The organism is Streptomyces sp. NPDC056161, assembly GCF_042268025.1.
In the GTDB taxonomy this organism is placed as follows: Bacteria; Actinomycetota; Actinomycetes; order Streptomycetales; family Streptomycetaceae; genus Streptomyces.
On the sequence record NZ_JBHJUV010000022.1, the window covers coordinates 1 to 19,295 of the forward strand.

Annotated in this window: 10 protein-coding genes and 1 pseudogene; 7 read left to right on the plus strand and 4 right to left on the minus strand. The window is 72.8% G+C overall.

The genetic code is table 11. From position 1 onward, the window contains the following. Nucleotides 1-27: 27 nt before the first annotated feature. Nucleotides 28-4,281 carry a carboxypeptidase regulatory-like domain-containing protein gene (locus tag ACFC09_RS21325; protein WP_376530569.1) on the minus strand — a complete coding sequence of 1,418 codons (4,254 nt, stop codon included), beginning with the start codon at nt 4,279-4,281 and terminating at the stop codon, nt 28-30. Nucleotides 4,282-4,756: 475 nt separating this feature from the next. On the opposite strand from ACFC09_RS21325, the gene ACFC09_RS21330 reads away from it, so the two are divergent. Next, the gene (locus tag ACFC09_RS21330; RefSeq protein WP_376530571.1) at nt 4,757-8,914 is read left to right on the plus strand and encodes a carboxypeptidase regulatory-like domain-containing protein; all 4,158 of its coding nucleotides are present in this window, start codon (nt 4,757-4,759) and stop codon (nt 8,912-8,914) included. A 145-nt stretch (nt 8,915-9,059) separates the two neighbouring features. Further along, on the plus strand, nt 9,060-9,755 hold the full coding sequence (locus tag ACFC09_RS21335; protein WP_376530574.1) for a GntR family transcriptional regulator: 696 nt from the start codon (nt 9,060-9,062) through the stop codon (nt 9,753-9,755). Nucleotides 9,756-9,787: 32 nt separating this feature from the next. Here ACFC09_RS21335 and ACFC09_RS21340 read toward each other — a convergent pair. From ACFC09_RS21340 to ACFC09_RS21350, 3 genes and pseudogenes are all read right to left on the minus strand, one after another. Continuing rightward, nucleotides 9,788-10,925: pseudogene (locus tag ACFC09_RS21340) on the minus strand (SDR family oxidoreductase). A 136-nt stretch (nt 10,926-11,061) separates the two neighbouring features. Continuing rightward, entirely contained in the window at nt 11,062-12,150 is a 1,089-nt protein-coding gene (locus ACFC09_RS21345; RefSeq protein WP_376530576.1) for a mandelate racemase/muconate lactonizing enzyme family protein, read from the minus strand. Between the two features lie 88 nt (nt 12,151-12,238). Then, the gene (locus ACFC09_RS21350; protein ID WP_376530579.1) at nt 12,239-12,718 is read right to left on the minus strand and encodes a ketopantoate reductase C-terminal domain-containing protein; all 480 of its coding nucleotides are present in this window, start codon (nt 12,716-12,718) and stop codon (nt 12,239-12,241) included. A 795-nt stretch (nt 12,719-13,513) separates the two neighbouring features. On the opposite strand from ACFC09_RS21350, the gene ACFC09_RS21355 reads away from it, so the two are divergent. The 5 genes from ACFC09_RS21355 to uppS all read left to right on the plus strand — a co-directional run bounded on the left by ACFC09_RS21355 (nt 13,514) and on the right by uppS (nt 19,204). After that, nucleotides 13,514-14,803 (plus strand): amidohydrolase family protein, encoded by a 1,290-nt coding sequence (locus tag ACFC09_RS21355; protein ID WP_376530581.1) that lies wholly within the window; start codon nt 13,514-13,516, stop codon nt 14,801-14,803. Further along, nucleotides 14,796-15,374 (plus strand): DUF1097 domain-containing protein, encoded by a 579-nt coding sequence (locus ACFC09_RS21360; RefSeq protein WP_376530584.1) that lies wholly within the window; start codon nt 14,796-14,798, stop codon nt 15,372-15,374. Before ACFC09_RS21355 ends, ACFC09_RS21360 begins: the two co-directional genes overlap by 8 nt. Before the next feature lie 457 nt (nt 15,375-15,831). Beyond that, the gene (locus tag ACFC09_RS21365; protein WP_376530587.1) at nt 15,832-16,434 is read left to right on the plus strand and encodes an ABC transporter ATP-binding protein; all 603 of its coding nucleotides are present in this window, start codon (nt 15,832-15,834) and stop codon (nt 16,432-16,434) included. Beyond that, complete coding sequence (locus ACFC09_RS21370; RefSeq protein ID WP_376530589.1) at nt 16,431-17,273, plus strand: ABC transporter permease; 843 nt, start codon at nt 16,431-16,433, stop codon at nt 17,271-17,273. Before ACFC09_RS21365 ends, ACFC09_RS21370 begins: the two co-directional genes overlap by 4 nt. 62 nt (nt 17,274-17,335) lie before the next feature. After that, nucleotides 17,336-19,204 carry a polyprenyl diphosphate synthase gene (uppS, locus tag ACFC09_RS21375; RefSeq protein ID WP_376530592.1) on the plus strand — a complete coding sequence of 623 codons (1,869 nt, stop codon included), beginning with the start codon at nt 17,336-17,338 and terminating at the stop codon, nt 19,202-19,204. Nucleotides 19,205-19,295: the final 91 nt, after the last annotated feature.

The window sequence follows — 19,295 nt, forward strand, 5'->3', positions numbered from 1 at the left end:
GGTACGCCCCGGCCGGCCCCGCGCCCGTCACCGCGACCGCAGGCGGAAGTCCGCGGTGACCGCCCCCTCCTTCACCAGCCGCACCGATCTGGTCGCGGACCGGTGGCCGTCGGCCGACGCGGTCACCGTCACCGCGCCGCCCTTGGCCGGCAGCCACACGGCGTACGTGCCGTCCGGCCCCGTGCTCACGGTGGGGCCGCCGTTCGGGCCGTCGATGTCGACCAGCGCGTCGGCGAGCGGCGCCTGGGTGCCGTCGGCCGAAGTCCCGGTGACGGTTCCGGTCAGCCGGCCCCAGTCGGACGGCGGCACCACCGTCATGGTGACCGGCAGCGACACCGCGCCGTACGGGGTGTCGCTGTCGACGACGAGCGCGGCCCGGTGGGCGCCGGCGTCGGCGGCGGTCATCGTCCCGGCGTCCAGACTCAGCCGTACCCGGGCCGTCCCGTGCGCCTTGACCGTCAGTTTCCCGGCCGACTCCGCGAGCCACGGCACGTCGCCGTGCGCCTGGTCCCAGCCCGGCAGTTCACGCACGGACTGCTGGGGCACGCTGTAGGCGTCCAGGCCGCCGACCGCGAACCAGCCGGGCGCCGACTGGGCGCCGAGCACCGGCTCGGCCAGGTTGGGCAGCGCGGACCAGCTGTCCGTGGCCGGGTCGTAGGCGTGCGCCTCGTTGGTCAGCGCACCGACGCTCGTCCGGAAGCCCCCGGCGACCAGCAGTTCGCCGCCGGCCGCCGTTCCGGTGGCGCCCCAGACGTCGGCCGGGGCGTCGGCCACCCGGTGCCAGGCGCCGGTCGTCCGGTCCAGCTCGTAGGTGTGGTCGGTGTCCTGCTGGACCCGCCCGTTGGGCTCGTAGACGCCGCCCGTGCAGTAGGCCACGCCGTCCACGGCGCCGCACACCGGGTACGAGATCGGTTCCGGGTAGGGCGTGCCGGTCGACCAGGTGTCGGTCGCCGGGTCGTAGACCTCGACGTCGTCGAAGCCGCAGTTGCTCCGGTCGCAGCCGCCGATCACGTACAGCCGGTCGCCGACGACCACCGAGCCGGAGGCGCCGTACGCCTTGGGCGCGTCGGCGATCTGCGACCAGGTGTCGGTGGCCGGGTCGTAGACCTCGCCGCCCACGATGGGCGCGCCCGAGGCGTCACGGCCGCCGGTGACGTACAGCTTGCCGCGGATGAAGCCGTACGCCGGGCCGAGCCGTGCGGTGGCCGGGGCGGCGAGCGTACGCCAGCTCGCGGTGCCCGGGTCGTAGGCGTGGAAGGCGCGGCTCCACTGCCCGCCCGGTGCTTCCCCGAGCCCCGCGTACAGCGTGCCGCCGTCGACCGCGGCGACGCCTGCGAACGTCCCGGTCGGCAGGTCGGTCACCGCGGACCACTCCGGGGCGGCGGGGGCCGGGGCAGCGGGGTCGGCAGTCGCCGGGGCCGCGGTCCGCAGCAGGGTGTTCGGGGTGAGCGCGGCCCTGGTGTGCCGGGCGGGGGCGCCGGCGGACGTCGCCGGGGTGCCGCCGAGGCGCTGCTCGCCGAGCGAGACGGTGGCGGGCGAGCCACCGGTGTTGTGGACCGTCACCGTGACGTTCCGGCTGCCGCCCCACGGCACGTCGGCCGCCACGGCCGAGACGTCGTAGCGCAGTTGCGCGGGGTGCAGTGCGAAGTCGGCGGTGGTGACGGTGTCCGGCCGCACCCTGACCTTGCCGGTCACGGACGGGTAGCCGAAGCCGGGCAGTCCCGCGGTGAACTTCTGGGTGCCGGTGCGCGGGGAGAACAGCCAGTACAGGCCGTCACCGCGCGCCGGGTCGCCCGGCGCGGCCACCATGCGGCCGCTGTCGGCGGGCGATGCCAGGGGGGCGGCGCTCGCGCCGAGGACCCCGCGGCCGGTGTTGGCGTCGTGGATCTGTCCGACCACCAGTCCGCCGGGCCGGGTGACCAGTGCCGGGGTGCCGACGGCCACGTCGTCGATCTGCCAGATGCCGGTCAGGGAGCCCGTGAAGTGGAAGCGGACGCGCACGGACTTCCGGCCCGCGTAGTCGGTCAGGGGCACCGTCTCGTGCGTGGGCCCGGGGACGACGTCGGTGTGGTGCCACAGTGTGGTCCACGTCGCGCCGCCATCGGTGCTCGCGTCCACGTCGGCGGTGAGGTCGCCGAGCCGGTAGAGCGAGGGCAGCGCCGTGTCGAACCGCAGTTCCGGGGCGCGTTCGGCGCTGAAGTCGTAGGCGGGGCTGATGAGTTCGGTGTCGGCGGGGGCCCAGCCCAGGGCGTAGTCGTCCACCTCGGCGAACCGGCCGGTGCCACCGGTCTGGTTGCCCCGGTTGAGCGGGTCGTCGAACTGCCAGCCGCCGGCCGCGGTGTTGTTGCGGACCGTCCATCCCCCGGGCGTGGCCGTGGTCGCGAACGGCTGCGACTCGCCGCCGTGGTAGGTCATCTCGTAGCCGGGCGGGAGCGCGCCCGTGGCGTTCAGCGGCAGTCTCAGATCGGCGGTCTGTGCGGTGGAGCGCACCGTGACGGTGGTGTCGGCGGGCCGGTAGCCGGGGTAGAGCGCCGTGGCGTGCAGTGTGTACGTGCGGTCCTCGGGCACCTGGACCGTGTACCGGCCGGTCGCCGGGTCGGTGAAGAACGTGCCGGGCACGCCGTCGATGCTGAGCCGGGCGTAGACGCCCCAGCCGTGCTGCCCGCCGTCCCGGACGGTGCCGGACAGGGTCTGCGAGGGCACCGCGGTCAGTGCCGCGCTCCCGGTCAGCGTGGCGCCGTCGTCCACCCGTACCGTGCCGAGGTCGGCGTCCTGGTAGCCGAACGCGCTGATCGTCAGCCGGTACGAACCGGTCGCCACGTCGAGCCGGTACCCGCCCTGCGCGTCGGTGGTCGCCCGGTGGTCGCCGAGGGCGACCGTGGCGCCGGACACCGGGCGGTCGGTGCGGGCGTCGGTGACCGTGCCGGAGACGGTGCCGTGCGGCCCGGGGCGGAACGCGGTGGTGCCGTCGGGTGTGCCGAGCCCGCTCGGTCCGTCGTAGCCGGGCTGCGCGGCGCAGGTGAAGGCGGGGGTGCAGTCGGGTGTCGGGCCGTGGCCGCACACCGAGTTGTCGGCGCAACTGGCGTCGTCGCCGCGGGTCACGTCGTGGAGGGCGCCGGGCGCCTGGTACGGGTACGCGGCCGGGTAGGTACCGGAGACGGGGGTGCCGGCCAGCGCGTAGACGCCCGCGATGATCGGCGCGGAGGCGCTGGTGCCGCCGTAGACGTTCCAGCCGCCGTCCGAGAAGGAGTTGTAGACCGCCACGCCGGTGGCCGGGTCCGCGACGGCGCTGACGTCCGCGACCGACCGGCCCGCGCAGTCGACGGCCGACTGGAAGGCCGGCTTGGGCTCGGCCTGGGAGCAGCCGGAGCCGGGCGCGCCCCAGTGCGACCGGCCGTCGCCGTCGACGGTGGTGGCGTTCCACACCGACTCGTCCCAGCCGCGTGCGCTGGAGTCGCGGACCAGCGAGGTGCCGCCGACCGCGGTCACGTACGGCGAGGAGGCCGGGTAGCTGACGCCGTAGCCGTTGTCGCCGGAGCTGAAGACGACCGCGACCCCGGGGTGGTTGAAGTACGCCTCGTCGTAGGCGAGTTGACCGGCGTCGTCGCTGTAGGCGCCCCAGGAGTTGGAGACGTACCGCGCACCCAGGGACACCGCGGTGTTCTCGGCGGCGCCCAGGTCGTCGGAGGCCGCGGTGTCGGCCTCGACGAGCAGCAGGTGCGCCCGCGGGGCGATCGCCGAGACCATGTCGAGGTCGAGCGAGATCTCCCCGGCCCAGCCGTCGTCGGCGACCGGATGGGCGGTGCCGCCGCGCTGGTCCACCTTGCGGAAGCAGCCGTCGTCCGAGGTGCAGGCGGGCAGGCCGTACTGCTGCCGGTAGACGGCGAGGTCGGCCTCGGCGTTCGGGTTGTCGTAGGCGTCGACGATCGCGATCGTGGCCCCGGCGCCGCCGTCGGCCGGCAGCCCGTAGGCCGCGCGCAGTTCGGCCGGTGAGTAGCCGTCGGGCGCCGCCTGGCCGGCGGCGGCCCGGCGCAGGCCGAGCGCGGCGCGGATGTCGGTGCGGCGCAGGGCGAAACATGTGAAGGAGCCGGGTCCGGGCGTGCCGCAGGCGGGCTCGGCGGAGGCGGCGGTGGCCGCCGGGGCCGGTGCGGTCGCCGCGACGGCTTGGTGGGGCAGGAGCGTGATGAGGACGGCGAGGACGGCGACGGCCGCCGCGGCCACGGCACAGCGGGCGCGTGACGGTCTGCGCCGCCCGGGCCCGGCGAGCGAACTGTGGGACAAGGAGATCTCCTGAGTGTGCTGGGGCGGTCGGCCCGGCATCGTTCGGCACACGGACGTCCGGCGGCGTCCGCACGGTCACCGGATGCGGAGACGACTGGTGTTGACCAGCACAAAAGTCCAACCGGGCGCCCCGGCCGGTCAATGCGAGGACCTGGCGGTTTGGCGCCTTGTCGTGTTCACGCCTTCGACACATTTCGGCGGGCGGAGGGCCGGGGCGACGGCCATGTGTCCGCTCAGCGAACACATGGAGCTGTGCATTCCGGGTGAAACACCTATGAATGGCGCGCGGGAAGTGAAGGATCGGCGCCCCTGCGCTGACGGTGAGTCACAGCGACTGCGGAGGGCTACTGATTGACACACGTGGGACCGGTCTCGCTAATTGGCCACCGGTGAATACTCGGACATTCACCGTCGCCCGAGAGCCGCTTACGGGTCGACCCCTGCAACCACGCATGGGAGTCACACGTTGCGCACCATGGTGAGAACCGGAAACCCGATCCGACGAAGAATCTGCACCGGCCTGGCCGTCCTCGGCGCCGCCGCGACGGCGGTGCTCGGCCTCCAGGCACCGGTCTCGGCCGCGGGATCCGCGGCCGTCTCCAACTCCCCCGCCTCGTCCACCATCACCTCCACCTCCACCACCGACAGCCACCCCCGCTCCGAGTCCGCCTGCGACGTCCCCGAGCGCGATCACTTCACCTGCTTCGCCCAGCGCCGCACCGACGTCAAGTCGGTCAAGGGCCTGATACGTGCGGCCGACACACCGAACGGCTACGGCGCCGGCGACCTGCAGAGCGCCTACGACCTGCCCACCGACGGCGGCAGCGGACAGACCGTCGCCATCGTGGACGCCTTCGACGACCCCACCGCCGAGGCGGACCTCGCCGTCTACCGCGCGCAGTACGGGCTGCCGGCCTGCACCACGGCCAACGGCTGCTTCAGCAAGGTCGACCAGCGCGGCGGGACGAACTACCCCACCCCCGACCCGGGTTGGGCCGGGGAGATCTCGCTCGACCTCGACATGGTCTCCGCGATCGCGCCAGGCGCGCACATCCTGCTGGTCGAGGCCGACGACAACAGCTTCGAAAGCCTCTCCGCCGCGGTCGACGAGGCGGTCGCGCTCGGCGCGAAGTTCGTCTCCAACTCCTACGGCACCGACTACCGCGGCGGGGGTGGTGAGGATCCGTCCGAGACCACGACGCTGGACGCCCACTACAACCACCCGGGTGTCGCGATCACCGCGTCCACGGGCGACTACGGCTACGGCGTCGGTTACCCGGCGGCCTCGAAGTACGTGACCGCGGTCGGCGGCACCACGCTGACCCGGGACGCGTCCACGCCGCGCGGCTGGACCGAGTCCGCCTGGAGCCTCGCCGGCTCCGGCTGCTCGCTGTACGAGCCCAAGCCGGCCTTCCAGCACGACACCGGCTGTGCCAACCGGGCACTCGCCGACGTCTCCGCCCTCGCGGAGGACGTGGCGGTCTACCAGACCTACGGCAACGGCGGCTGGGCGGTGTACGGCGGCACCAGCGTCTCCGCGCCCATCATCGCGTCCGTGTACGCCGTCGCCGGCACCCCGGTCGCCGGCACCTACCCGAACTCCTACCCGTACGCGGCGAGCACCGGGATCAACGACATCACCACCGGCAGCAACGGCAGTTGCTCCCCGGCGTACCTGTGCAACGGCACCACCGGCTACGACGGTCCGACCGGCCTCGGCACGCCCACCGGCCTGTCCGCGTTCCGCAGCGGCCCGCACGGCGTGCTCTCCGGCAGCGTGACCGACGGCGCCACCGGCAAACCGGTCGGCGGGGCGACCATCACCGCGGGCACCAACGTGGCGCACACCGACGCCTCGGGCGCGTACTCCCTGACGCTGCCCACCGGGACCTACGACCTCTCCGTCGAGGCGTTCGGCTACGCCACCGGCTCGGCCGACGGCGTCGTGGTCGACGACGGCGCCACCCTGACCAAGAGCTTCTCCCTCACCGCCGTGCCCAGCCGGACCGTCGCCGGCAAGGTCACCGACGGCTCCGGCCACGGCTGGCCGCTCTACGCCAAGATCACCGCGGACGGCGTCCCCGGCTCGGTGTGGACCGACCCGGCCACCGGCTCCTACAGCCTCGACCTGCCCGAGGGGCACACCTACACCCTGCACGTCGCGACGGCCACCACCGGCTACCGGGCCGTCACCAAGAAGACCGACGTCGGTGACTCCGCGCAGACCGTGGGCTTCTCGGTTCCCGTCGACTCGTGGGCGAGCAGCACGCCCGGGTACCAGGTCGACGAGAGCGGCAGCACCGAACCCTTCGACGCCACCGACGCCGCGCCCGAGGGCTGGCAGGTGGTCAACGCCGACGGGACCACCGGCGGCTGGGAGTTCGACGATCCCGGCAACCGCGGCAACCACACCGGCGGTGACGGCGCGTTCGCCATCGCCGACAGCGACCACTTCGGCGGCGCCGCCACTCAGGACTCCTCGCTGGTGAGCCCGGTCTACGACTTCACCGGCAAGGACGACCCGGAGCTGGCGTTCAACACGCAGTACCAGCAATTCAGCAACCAGACCGCCGAGGTCGACGCGACCGCGGACGGCGGGGCGACCTGGACCAAGGTCTGGACCGCCGGGGCGTCCATCACCGGTCAGCGGATCACCGTCCCGCTCGCCGGTTTCGCCGACAGGTCCGCGGTGCAGCTGCGCTTCCGCTTCGCCTCGCACTTCGGCTGGTTCTGGGCCGTCGACGACGTCTTCGTCGGCGACCGCGCGGTCACACCCACCCCGGGTGCCCTGGTCGTCGGCACCGTGAGCGACGCCAACACCGACGCGGGCGTGGTCGGTGCCACCGTCACCAGCCAGGACAAGCCCGCCGAGCAGGTCACGACGGTGGCCACCCCGGACGACCCGAACCTCACCGACGGGTTCTACTCGCTGTTCTCCACCGCCTTCGGCCCGCACGCCTTCACCGCGGCCAAGGGCAAATACACCTCGCTGGACAAGACGGTGCAGGTCGGCGCCGACAGCACGGTCGAGGCCGACTTCACCCTCCAGGCCGGAAAGATCACCGTCACGCCCGCCTCCGTCGCCGCGACCGTCGCCTGGGGCGGCTCCAGGACGCAGAACCTGACCGTGAGGAACACCGGCGGCGCGCCCGCCACGGTCAAGCTCGGCGAGCAGGCCGGCGGCTTCACCCAGCAGGGCAAGGGCGCCGCGCCGCAGACCGTCAAGGGCGACTTCACCGCGCTGTCCAGCAAGGCCCACGCCACCGGCGGCACGGCCAAGCCGTCCGCCGCCCCGGGCGACGGCCCGTGGCAGGCGGCCCCGGACTTCCCGGCCGCCATCATGGACAACGCCGTCAGCGCCCAGGACGGCAAGATCTACTCGGCCTTCGGGTACACCGGATCGGCCGACAGCAAGGACATGTACGTCCTCGACCCGGTCGCCGGCAGCTGGACGAAGCTGGCGAGCGCGTCCGACACCCGCGAGGACCCCGCGCACGGCTTCATCGGCGGCAAGTTCTACGCCGCCGGCGGCTGGGGCCCGACCGGCAGCCCGGACCCGAAGCTGGAGATCTACGACCCCGACTCGGACAGCTGGACCACCGGCGCGTCCGCGCCCAAGCCGTACGCCGCCTCCGGCACCGCCGTCCTCGACGGCAAGCTCTACATGGTCGGCGGCTGCGCCGCCACGTCCTGCGGCACCACCGACGCCAGTGCCTACGACCCGGCGACCGACAGCTGGTCCGTGATCGCCGCCTATCCGGAGCCGATCTCCTGGCAGGCGTGCGGCGCCATCGACGGCCTGCTCTACTGCGCCGGCGGTCTGGGCTCGAACAACAACGACATCGCCCACACCTACGTCTACGACCCGGCCGCCGACAGCTGGTCCCAGCTCGCGGACCTGCCTGCCACGCAGTGGGGTTCGTCCTACACCGCGGCCAACGGACGGCTGCTGCTGGCCAGCGGTGTCAGCAACAACGCGCTGACCAACCGGAGCCAGGCGTTCGACCCCCAGTCCGGCACCTGGAGCGCGCTTCCCAACCCCACCGTCGCCACGTACCGCGGCGGCGGCGCCCCCGGCTTCTACAAGGTCGGCGGGGGCAGCGCTCCCGGCACCCCGACGCCCAGGGTCGAGCTGCTGCCCGGCTACGACCAGACCGGATCGGGCGACGTCACCTGGCTGGGCGAGAGCACCCAGCAGCTCACCCTGAAGCCCGGCGCGAGCGCGACCGTCACCGTCCTGCTGGACGCCTCGGTCCCCGAGGTGACCCAGCCCGGTGACCTGACCGCCTACCTGGGTGTGGGCACCGACACGCCCTACTCCGTGCCGCGCGTCCCGGTCAGCCTGCACGTCAACCCGCCCAAGACCTGGGGCAAGATCACCGGCAAGGTCCTGGGGGCCACGGCCACCGGCACCACCGCGCCGCTGGCCGGGGCGACGGTGCAGATCGACAGCTGGGCCTCGGCGTACACGCTGACCACGGCGTCCGACGGCACGTACGCCCTGTGGCTCGACGTCCGCAACAACCCCCTCACCGTCATCGTCGCCAAGGACGGCTACCAGCCGACCGTGACGACGGTGAAGCTCACGAAGGGAGCGACGGTCACCAGCAACTTCACCCTGAAGCGCAAGTAGCGCGGTAGCGAAGGGACGAAGGCGGGCCGGTCCGCGAGGACCGGCCCGCCCGCCGTTCACCGGCTCCCGCCGGGTGCCCTCGGGCGCCGCCCGCCGGGCAGCCTCCGGTCACTGTGTGAGCAGCAGATTCTCTATGATCCATGGCATGACGGACAGGAACCGACAGGATGTGCTGACCGACCGGGTGTACGAAGCCGTCAAGGCCATGGTCATGGACCACGAGATCGCACCCGGAGCCCGCGTGAGCATCGAGGGCCTGGCCCGTCAGCTCGACGTGTCGGCGACCCCGGTGCGCGAGGCGCTGGCCCGGCTGGAGCCGGACGGCCTGGTCGTCAAGCGCCCGAACGCCGGTTACCGCGCCACGGACCTGCTCGACCCCGAGGCGCTGACGGACCTGTTCGAGATGCGGCTGCTGCTCGAACCCCGCGCCGCGTCGCTCGCCGCGGAGAACGCGAGCGAGGACGACCTGCGGCTGCTGGCGTCCGTCGTCGAGCGGATGCGCCGCCATCCCGACACCGGGGAGAACTACTCGGTCTACCGTCGCTTCGCGCTGCTGGACCAGGAGTTCCACGACGCGCTGGCACGGGCGGCCGGCCGGCCCCTGCTCGCCGACGCGGTGAGCCGTCTCCACGCCCACCTGCACATGTTCCGGCTCAACAGCGCTCCCGGAGCGGCCGGCCCCACCATCGACGAGCACCAGCGGATCCTGGACGCGGTGGTGCGGCGCAGTCCGGAGCGGGCCGCGGAGGCGATGGCGGCACACCTGCGCTCCAGCCGGGTGCGACACCGCCCGCACACCTCGCCCCCGCGCCCGTCGGACCGACGGGGCGGTACTCGCTGAGGAGGGCCGCACTCGCGGTTCCCGCACACGTGTCACCGGGGGCGCAGTCGCAGCCCTTGCATGCCGCCGTCCACCGCGAGGTCGGTGCCGGTGGTGGCACCGGAGCGGGGGCCGGCCAAATAGCCGACGGCGTGGGCGACTTCGACGACACTGACCAGGCGCCCGCTCCTCGTCGGGGTGGTCGGCGGCGGCGAGCAGGCGCTGGATCCACGGGGTGTCCGCCGTGCCCGGGTTCACGCAGGTCACACGGATGCCCTCCCGCAGGTGGTCGGCGGCCATGGCCCTCGTGAGCGCCAGCACGGCTCCCTTGCTGGCCGAGTAGAGGGCACGCTGGGGCAGTCCCGCGGTCGCGGCGATGGAACACATGTTGACGATCGCCGCGTGCCCCGAGCCGCCCGCCGCGGCCCTGCGCAGCGCGGGCAGGGCCGCGGCGGAGACCCGCGCCATGCTGAGGACGTCGCGCACCGGGGAGGCCACTTCCTCCCGGGTGCGCTCCTGGGCCTCGACGAAGGCCGGGCTCTCGGCGAGCCGCATCCGGATGAACAGGGCCACACCGATCACCACCGCGCTGGCCGCGAAGGGGATGCGCCACCCCCAGGCCAGGAACTGGTCCTCCGGGAGCTGGGTGACGAGCGCGAAGGCACCGGACGCCATGAGGATGCCGATGTAGACGCCGACGCTCGGCGCAGACCCGTACAGACCGCGTCGCCGGGGTGCGGAGAACTCGCTGGCCAGGATCGCGGCGCCACCGTACTCGGCACCGGCGCCCAGGCCCTCGACGGCGCGCAGGACGACGAGGACGATCGGGGCCCACACACCCGCGGTGGCGTACGTCGGCACGAACGCCATGGCGAAGGTCGAGCCACCCATGATCAGCAGAGTGAGGACGAGCACCGTCTTGCGGCCGACCAGGTCGCCGAGGCGGCCGAAGACGAGGCCGCCGAGCGGACGGACGAGATAGCCGATGGCGAGGGTGCCGAACGAGGCCAGCAGCGAGGCCGTCGCGTCGAAGGAAGGGAAAATGACCTTGCCGAAGACCAGGGCCGCGGCTGTGCCGTACAGGTAGAAGTCGTACCACTCCAGGGCGGAGCCGACGAGTGAGGCCAGCAGAACTCTGCGGCGGTGCGTCGAGGCCGCTGCTGCGGATTCCTTGACGAGGCTGGTGGACATCGTCGTCCTCCTGACTGCGGGGGCAAGGGCTGGGAGCGGGGCCTGGGAACGGGGGCGGGCGGGGAGCCGCCGCGGGCGGGCGGCAGGTGGGACGTCGCGTCGGCGAGCGGGACGTCCCGTCGGCGGGCGGGGGGGCTCAGGCGACGCGCCGGTCGTCGATGGCGTCGCGGTCCCAGGCGATGCCGAGTCCGGGCTCGGCGGGGGCCTGGGCGAGCCCGTCGGTGATCCGCAGTTGGCGGGTGGTGACGGCGCGCAGCTGGGGGATGTACTCGACGAAGCGGCCGTTGGGCACGGCGGCGGCGAGGCTCACGTGGATCTCCATCAGGAAGTGCGGGCAGACCTCGGCGCCGAACGCCTCCGCGAGGTGGGCCACCTTCAGCCAGGGCGTGATGCCGCCGATGCGGGAGACGTCGGGCTGCACGATTCCCGCGGCCCCGCGTTGCAGGTATTCACGGAAGTGCGCGAGCGAGTAGACGGACTCGCCGACGGCCACCGGCACCGCGGTCGACGCGGCCAGGCGCTCGTGGCCCGCGACGTCGTCGGCGGGCAGCGGTTCCTCGAACCAGCTCACGTCGTACGGTTCGAGGCGGGCGGCCCGGCGCACGGCCTCGGCCGGGGTGAAGACCTGGTTCGCGTCCACCATGATCTCCAGGCCGGGCCCGACGGCTTCACGGACGGTACGGATACGGGCCGCGTCCTCCCCCGCGGTGGGCCTGCCGATCTTGATCTTCACGCCGGAGAACCCCTGTTCACGCGCTTCCAGCGCACCGGCCGCCAGTTCGGCCTCGTCGAGCTGGAGCCAGCCGCGCTCGGTGTCGTACACCGGGACCGCCGGGCGATGGCCGCCGGCGACCCGCCACAGCGGTTCGTCCGCCCGCAGGCAGCGCAGGTCCCACAGCGCGAGGTCGACCGCGGCGAGCCCCAGTGCGGTGATGGGACCGACCATGGTGGCGCGCGTGCTGTCGTACATCTTCCGCCACGCGGCTTCGACCTCGCGGGAGTCGTGTCCGACGAGTGTGGGCAGCAGGTGTTCCCGCAGCATCGACAGCACCGCCCTGCCACCCGTGCCGATCGTGTACGAGTAGCCGGTGCCGGTCAGTCCGTCGTCCGCCGTGAGTTCGACGAAGAGGGTCTCCTGCTTGAGGAACGCCTGAGCCGCGTCCGTACGCACGGTCTCCACCTCGATGTCCGCGAGGTACGCCTCCGCCTTGATCACTTTCGCCATGCGCTGTCCGCTTCTTCCTGCCTCGTCGCCGCGGTGTCCGCGGCTTGTTCCGGTATCCGTTCGGCCGGGGCCCTCCGGCCGGGGCGCTTCAGTCGCTGTCGGCCCTGCCCGTCGCCTCGTCGGCCGCCGACACGAGCGCCAGCACCGCCGTGCACACCGGCACCGCGAGCCCGTGCGTCTGCGCGCGGCGCACCACGGCACCGAGCAGCCCGTCGTACTCCATCGGGCGGCCGGCGAGCCGGTCGCTGAGCATTGACGAACCGGCGCCGGCCGGACGGGCGTCGATCCAGGCGAGGACGTCGTCGACGGCGTCGTCCGGGAGGCGGGCCCCCTCGGCCCGGCCCACCGCGCACACCTCGCCGAGCATGGTGCGCGCGAGTTCCCGGACGGAGGGCTCGCCGAACACCTCGACCCGTCGGCAGGTCAGGGCCGTGACCGGGTTGGCGACGGCGTTGACCATCAGCTTGTGCCAGGCCGCCGTGGTGAAGTCCGTGGCGGTCTCCACCCCGAGTCCCGTCGGTTCGAGCAGCAGGCGGGCCCGGCGTCCCGGCGGGTCGTCCCCCACCACCAGACCCAGGCCGTCCTGCTCGGACTGTCACCCACACCGCACCCATTTCCTATAGGAATCACACCTGAATCGGCATGATGCTATAGAGATAAGAGGAAGACAACCCTCCGTATGACATCGGGGAGCACCGGTCGGCCGCACGGCGCAGACCGGTTCCGGCGACCGACCCGCCCCGACCCGACCGACGCGGAGCGGCGAGAGGCGGCGGCCCGGACCAGCCCCGCCCCCCAACTCCACGCCGAGCGAAGCGACTTGTCGCCGTGGACCGGAGCCCGCGGCGGGCGGCACGGGGACCTTCGGCGGGCGGCTCACCCCGTCGCGGCCTCACTCACACGTGGTCACCGCCCGCGTTCACTGTTTCCGTCAAGTGAAACGCCCGTAACCATCGCCGTCGTCCGTTTACTCCCGTGACGACGCGCCCGTAGGGTGCTTGAGGTCGGGCCCTGGTCCGACCATCCGGCCTTTGCAGTGTCGCGCAGGCATCAGACACATCGACCTACTCGTTCAGCTGAACACCCCCTGGCCGCAGAGGCGTTGGGCCCGTCGTCGACGTCGGGTCGCTCCCATGCGGCACGCAGTGCCGCAGCACGTCGCCGGAGAGGGACGACGACCGGCTCCCCGCGAGGCGATCGGGGCACCGCCGTACCCGGCGCCACGCCGACCGCCGACCGCCGTACCCAACTCTCCACGCCGACCGCTGCGCACGGCACCACACCGCCCCCGCACGCGGCACCCCCGCGGACGCGCCCCCGCCGTTTTCGCGCATCCGCAGGACACCACCCCAGGAGACGAAGGATGCCCGACCTCATCGTGCGCCGCGCGCGCCTCGCGGACGACGAACCCACCTGCGACATCCTCATCGAGGACGGTCTGATCACCGCCGTCGGGCCAGGGCTCGCCGTGCCCGCGGCACCGGCCGAGGAACTGGACTGTCAGGGACGCGTGGTCATCCCCGGTCTGATCGAATCGCACGTGCACCTCGACAAGGCCCTGCTGGACCGGGAGAGGCCGGACACCGAGGGCACACTCGCCGGGGCCATCGCCGTCACCGGGGCGCTCAAACGCGGCTTCACACCGCGGACCGTCCGTGACCGGGCCCGGACCGTGCTCGACAGCGCGATCGCCAACGGCACCACGCTGCTGCGGGCACACCCCGACGTCGATCCCGTCGTCGGACTGCTGGGCGTGCAGGTGCTGCTGGAGTTGCGGGACGAATACGCCGACGCCGTCGAGATCCAGGTCGTCGCCTTCCCGCAGGAGGGCATCCTCCAGGCTCCGGGCACCCTCGATCTGCTGCGGGAGGCGCTACAGGCGGGCGCGGACGTCGTGGGCGGCTGTACGTACAACGAGGCCACCGTGGACGACTGCCGGCGGCATGTCGACCTCGTCTTCGACCTGGCCCGGGAGTTCGGTGTCCCCGCCGACCTGCACGCGGACTTCGCCGACGACACCCGGGACCCCCGCTTCGCGCTCGCCGAGTACATAGCCGAGGTGACCGTCAGGTCCGGGATGCGGGGCCGGGTGGCGCTCGGCCACATGACGTCCCTGGCCGGCCGTGAACCCGCCGACCGGCGTGCCGTGCTCGGCGAACTCGCCGCTGCGGGCGTCGCGGTGGTACCACTTCCCGCCACCGACATGCACCTGGGCGGACGGGCCGACGCGCACAACGTCCGGCGCGGGATCGCGCCGGTGCGTGACCTGTGGGAGGCGGGTGTCACCTGCGCCTACTCCTCCAACAACATCCGCAACGCGTTCACCCCCTACGGCAACGCCGACATGCTCGACATCGGTCTGTTCCTGGCACAGACGAGCCACCTGTCCAGCCCTCGGGATCTGGCGCGGGTGCTCGCGATGGCCACCACCGAGGCGGCCGAGGTCGTCGGCATCGCCGACCGCTACGGACTGCGCGCCGGAGCACGCGCCGATCTGGTCGTCCTGGACACCCGGCGCGTCGCCGACGCCCTGCTGGACCGGCCCGCCCGCACCGCCGTCATCAAGTCGGGCCGTGTCGTGGCCCGCACCGTCCGCCACACCGATCTGCTGTTTCCCCGGAACAGCCGCACTACGGAGCCGAGCCATGCGTGAACGGATACCCCACGAGATCGCGGCCTCCGTCCTCGCCGCGACCACGGCGTTCATCGGCGGAACCGCGCTCGACCTGCCGCCCTGGGCGATCTTCATCTCCTGGGCCGGCACCTTCCTGGCGGGCGGCCCGAGCCTCGCCGTGGCACGGCGGATGTGGGCCGCGATGCCGGCCGGATCGGCCTTCGCCCTGGTGATCGTGGTGCTCGACCAGCACCTCGGCAGCAGCCTCGGCGGCGGCCGGGTCGCCCAGGACGCGGTGCTGGCACTGATCATCCTGGTGGTCAACAGCGTCCTGATGTACGCGGGCCGGCTGCGGGTCCTCGCTCTGGTGCCGGCCATGTTCCTCGGCTTCGCCTCCTACTTCGCCACCTTCTTCGGCGGGTTCGGCTTCCACGCGGGCAACCCCTACGCGGCGTGGGCGTCGGTGGTGGCGATGAACGCGCTCGGCCCGGTCTTCGCCCACCTCGCGGGCTGGCTCACCTTTCCCGTTCCGGCCACCGCGCCGGAGCGCGCCACCGCACCGGAGCGCACCGGGGCACCGGCCGCCCGCCCGGTCGACTCGGAGGTCTGACCGCCCCGGGCTCCGCGAGGACGGGGGCGGGGCCGCGTTCGCGGCCGACTTGAGCACGAGCGGGAACTGAGTGGAAAACGGGGACTGAGTGGAAACACCGCACCAGGCATGAGGCAGGTGTGACCGCGGTCGACAGGAGGCGGCAGCGGCCGTCCACAGCCACACGTGGGCGGCCCTGGGCCGGGGCTGGAACATGTCGAACACGTATCGTCACCCGATCGGGGGGATTAGCCGACCGGCACACCACAATGACATTTAGCCGACTGTACGGTCATTGCGGCGCCCGGATGGAGTGGCACCAACTCGCCCACCACATCGCGCCGTTCGCGCACGCGTGGCGGTGCCGGGCCACCCACGACCGACCTGCTGGAGGGGCTATGAGGTGTCCTGGGCGCCGGGCTGTCCGGGCCGCGACCGCCGTACGGACCGGTCTGGACGTCTCCGGTGGAGCGACCGGGTGAAGGTCAGGGAAGTGCATCACGCCTACCGCCGCAGTCCGGTACTGCGCGGGGTCGACTTCGATCTGCGTCCCGGTGCGGTGGTGGGGATCGTCGGCGAGAACGGGGCGGGCAAGTCCACGCTGCTCAGGATCCTCTCGGGTGAGCTGCGCCCCACCCGAGGCAGCGTCCGCCACCACGGCCGCTTCGGATACTGCCCGCAGCACACCGTGCTCAACGACGCCTTCACCGTCCGGCAGCACCTGGAGTTCTTCCGGACCGCCTTCGGCCTGGCCGACCTGCGCCACGCCGAGGAGGCGATGGACGTCCTGGGCTTCACCGAGTACGCGGATGTACGCGCCGGGGTGCTCAGCGGCGGGACCCGGCAGAAACTGAACCTGACCCTGGCACTGATGCACGACCCGCGGGTGCTGCTGCTGGACGAGCCCTATCAGGGCTTCGACTGGGACACCTACCAGCGGTTCTGGGCGCTCGCCGCCCGGCTGCGCGACGCCGGGCGTTCGGTCCTGGTCGTCTCGCATCTCGCCTACGACGCCGAACGGCTGGACGAACTCTGGCACCTGAAGGACGGACAGCTCCGGCTCGCGGTGGGCGCGGCATGAGGCGGCAGCCGGCGCTGTTCGCCACCGCGACGCGGTACGCGCTGACCGAGCACGTACGCAATCGGTTCGCGATGGCGCTGGTCGCCGTGTTCATCCCGCTGTGGACCATGCTGGCGTACCTGATCATGCCCGACTCCCCGGCCCGGATGCGGCTGCGGGCCACCGGGGAGATGCTGGCCCCGCGCGGCAACGAGATCACCGAGATCAGCGGCGCGCTCAACGCCGTCACCCTGATCACCGGGTTCATGATGTTCGCCGCCACCTTCGCCGGCCACGACTTCGACCGCCGCCTGGCCATGGCCGGCTATCCCCGCACCCAGCTCGTCCTCGCGAAGGTCGCCGCTCTCGCCCTGGCCTCCGCCGCCGTGTCCGCCTACGCCACCGCCATCACCTGCCTGATCTGGACGCCACGCCAGCCCTTCCTGCTCGCCCTCGCCCTGTTCAGCGCCGCCATGACCTACGGCGTCCTCGGGGTCGGCTTCGGCGCCGTGATGCGCCGGGAGGTCGAGGGCATGTTCGCCATCCTGATGACGAGCATCATCGATCTCGGCCTGCAGAACCCCATCACCAGTTCCGGAAGCGAAAGCCCGGTCATCCGCCTCCTGCCCTCCTACGGCGCCATGCAGGCCGGCACCGCCGCGGGTTTCTCCACCAGCGGCGTACCCGACCACATCGCCATCCAGGCCGGCTGGTTCGCCGCCGCCGCACTGACCGGCCTCCTCGCCTTCCACCGCCGCACCCGCAACGCCCTGCCCCCGGCGGCCCGGCCGTCCCTGCCGGGACCACGCCGGGCGAGCGGGGACCAGACGGCCGATGCCGGTACTGCGGCCGCCGGCTGACGCGTTCGCGGCACCCACACCTGTCGGCCGGCACATGTCGTCAGCTGGAGTCATACATGGGCATGCCCCGAGTTCGAGAACGCCTCCGTCGGAACCGGCGTCCGCTACGGCCGGCAACAGGTACGTCGGCAGGTACGGCGGCTGACCCTGCGGGGGCGGGTGCCGACGGGCCCGCACCCCCGCCCGCGGGCCACACCGACGCCTCCGTGCGGGCCGCTTATCGCGCCTGCCGCCGTGTAACCCGCGGGGAGGATCCCGGAGCGTACGCCCTCATCCGTCTACTGCCCCGCGCGTTGCGCCCGGCGTGCTGGGCCGTCTGGGCGGCGGTGTCGAACCTCGACGATCTCATCGACGACCGGGATGCCACCGATGCCGAGCGGGCCGTCCGGGCGGAGAGCTGGATCACCGCGCTGGAGGCCGATCTGGTCTCCGGGACGAGTACCGACCCGGTGCGTCTCGCCCTGGTGGACGCCGCCACCCGGTGGCATCTGGATCTGTCCGGCCTCCGGGACGGCATGGTGGTGTCCCTCGGGGACGTGCACCGCCGGCACTTCGACGACTGGGCCCAGTGGCGGGCCTGGAGCCGCGGCCATGTCGCCCCCGTGTACGACCTGTTCCGGGACCTCTTCGACCGGGCGGGCGCACCGGTGCTCCTGCGGCTGGACCGGCAGGCGGGCTACGAGCAGTTCATCCACGGCGCCCGGCTCACCGACACCCTCACCGACCTGGCCGCCGACCTGGCCGAGAACCGGGTCCTGCTCCCCCGCGAGATCCTGGAACAGTTCCCCGGGGCCGAGGACGACCTCGGGCACGGCCGGTGGAGCACCGCCACCGCGGCCCTGGTCGCCGAACTGACCGGCCTCGCCCGCCGATGGGTGACCCAGCCCGGCCTGACCCACGGCATGCACCCGGGCCCCGCCGTCACCGTCACCACGTTGACCGGTCTGCTGCTCGCCCAGCTCGACGCCGTCGAGGCGGCGGGCCCCGCCCTGCTCCGCTCCCAGGCCCGTCCCTCACCGGTGGCGCGAGCCCGCGTCCTGCTCCCCGCCCGTATCCGGTCGTCCCTGGCATGGAGCCTGACCCCGGTGACCGTGCCCGCCACGCCACGACGGCCCACGGCGACCGGACCCAGGACGGCGGGGGGCCCGCCTCCAGGGGCGACGGAATTCCGGCAGCCGCCGAGGCACCCCAGCGGCTGCCGGCCCCCGCGGATCGGGGTCGAGGCGATGCCGGCCCACGTGGCCATCGTCATGGACGGCAACGGCCGCTGGGCCGAACACCGCGGTCTGCCCCGGTCCGAGGGCCATCGCGCCGGCGCCGACGCCCTGCACGAGATGGTCTACGGCGCCCTGGAGATCGGCCTGTCCCATCTGACCGTGTACGGGTTCTCCACCGAGAACTGGCGGCGCGACACGGAGGAAGTCGAAGGCATCATGGGTCTCCTGCGGCACGAGTTGGATGACGACCCCTTCCGCTCCCTGGATGTGCATCTGCGCTGGTCGGGCCGATCGGAGAAACTGCCGGTGGATCTCGTCGAGTCCCTGCGGCGCAAGGAGACCACCACCCGCACCCGCACCGGCCTGACCTGCACCCTCTGCTTCAACTACGGCGGCCGGGACGAAATCACCCGCGCCGCCGCGGCCCTCGCCCGCGCGGCACAGGCAGGCGACCTGGATCCCGGCGCCATCGGCGAGGAGGACTTCGCCCGGCATCTGGCCCTCACCGACCTGCCGGACGTCGACCTGCTGTGGCGCACCGGAGGAGAGCAGCGCACCTCCAACTTCCTGCCCTGGCACGCCACGTACGCCGAACTGCACTTCACGCCCGACTACTGGCCGGACGTCGACCGCCGCGACCTGTGGAAGGCCATCACCGAATACGGGCACCGGCAACGCAGGCACGGTGCGGCGCGGACGGCTCAGCGGCGCTGACCGGCGGGGGCGGGTCGTCCCCGAGGCGGCGGCCCGCCGCGCTGCCCCGGAACGGAACGGTGGCGCCCACGAGTCCCGTTCCGACTCGTGG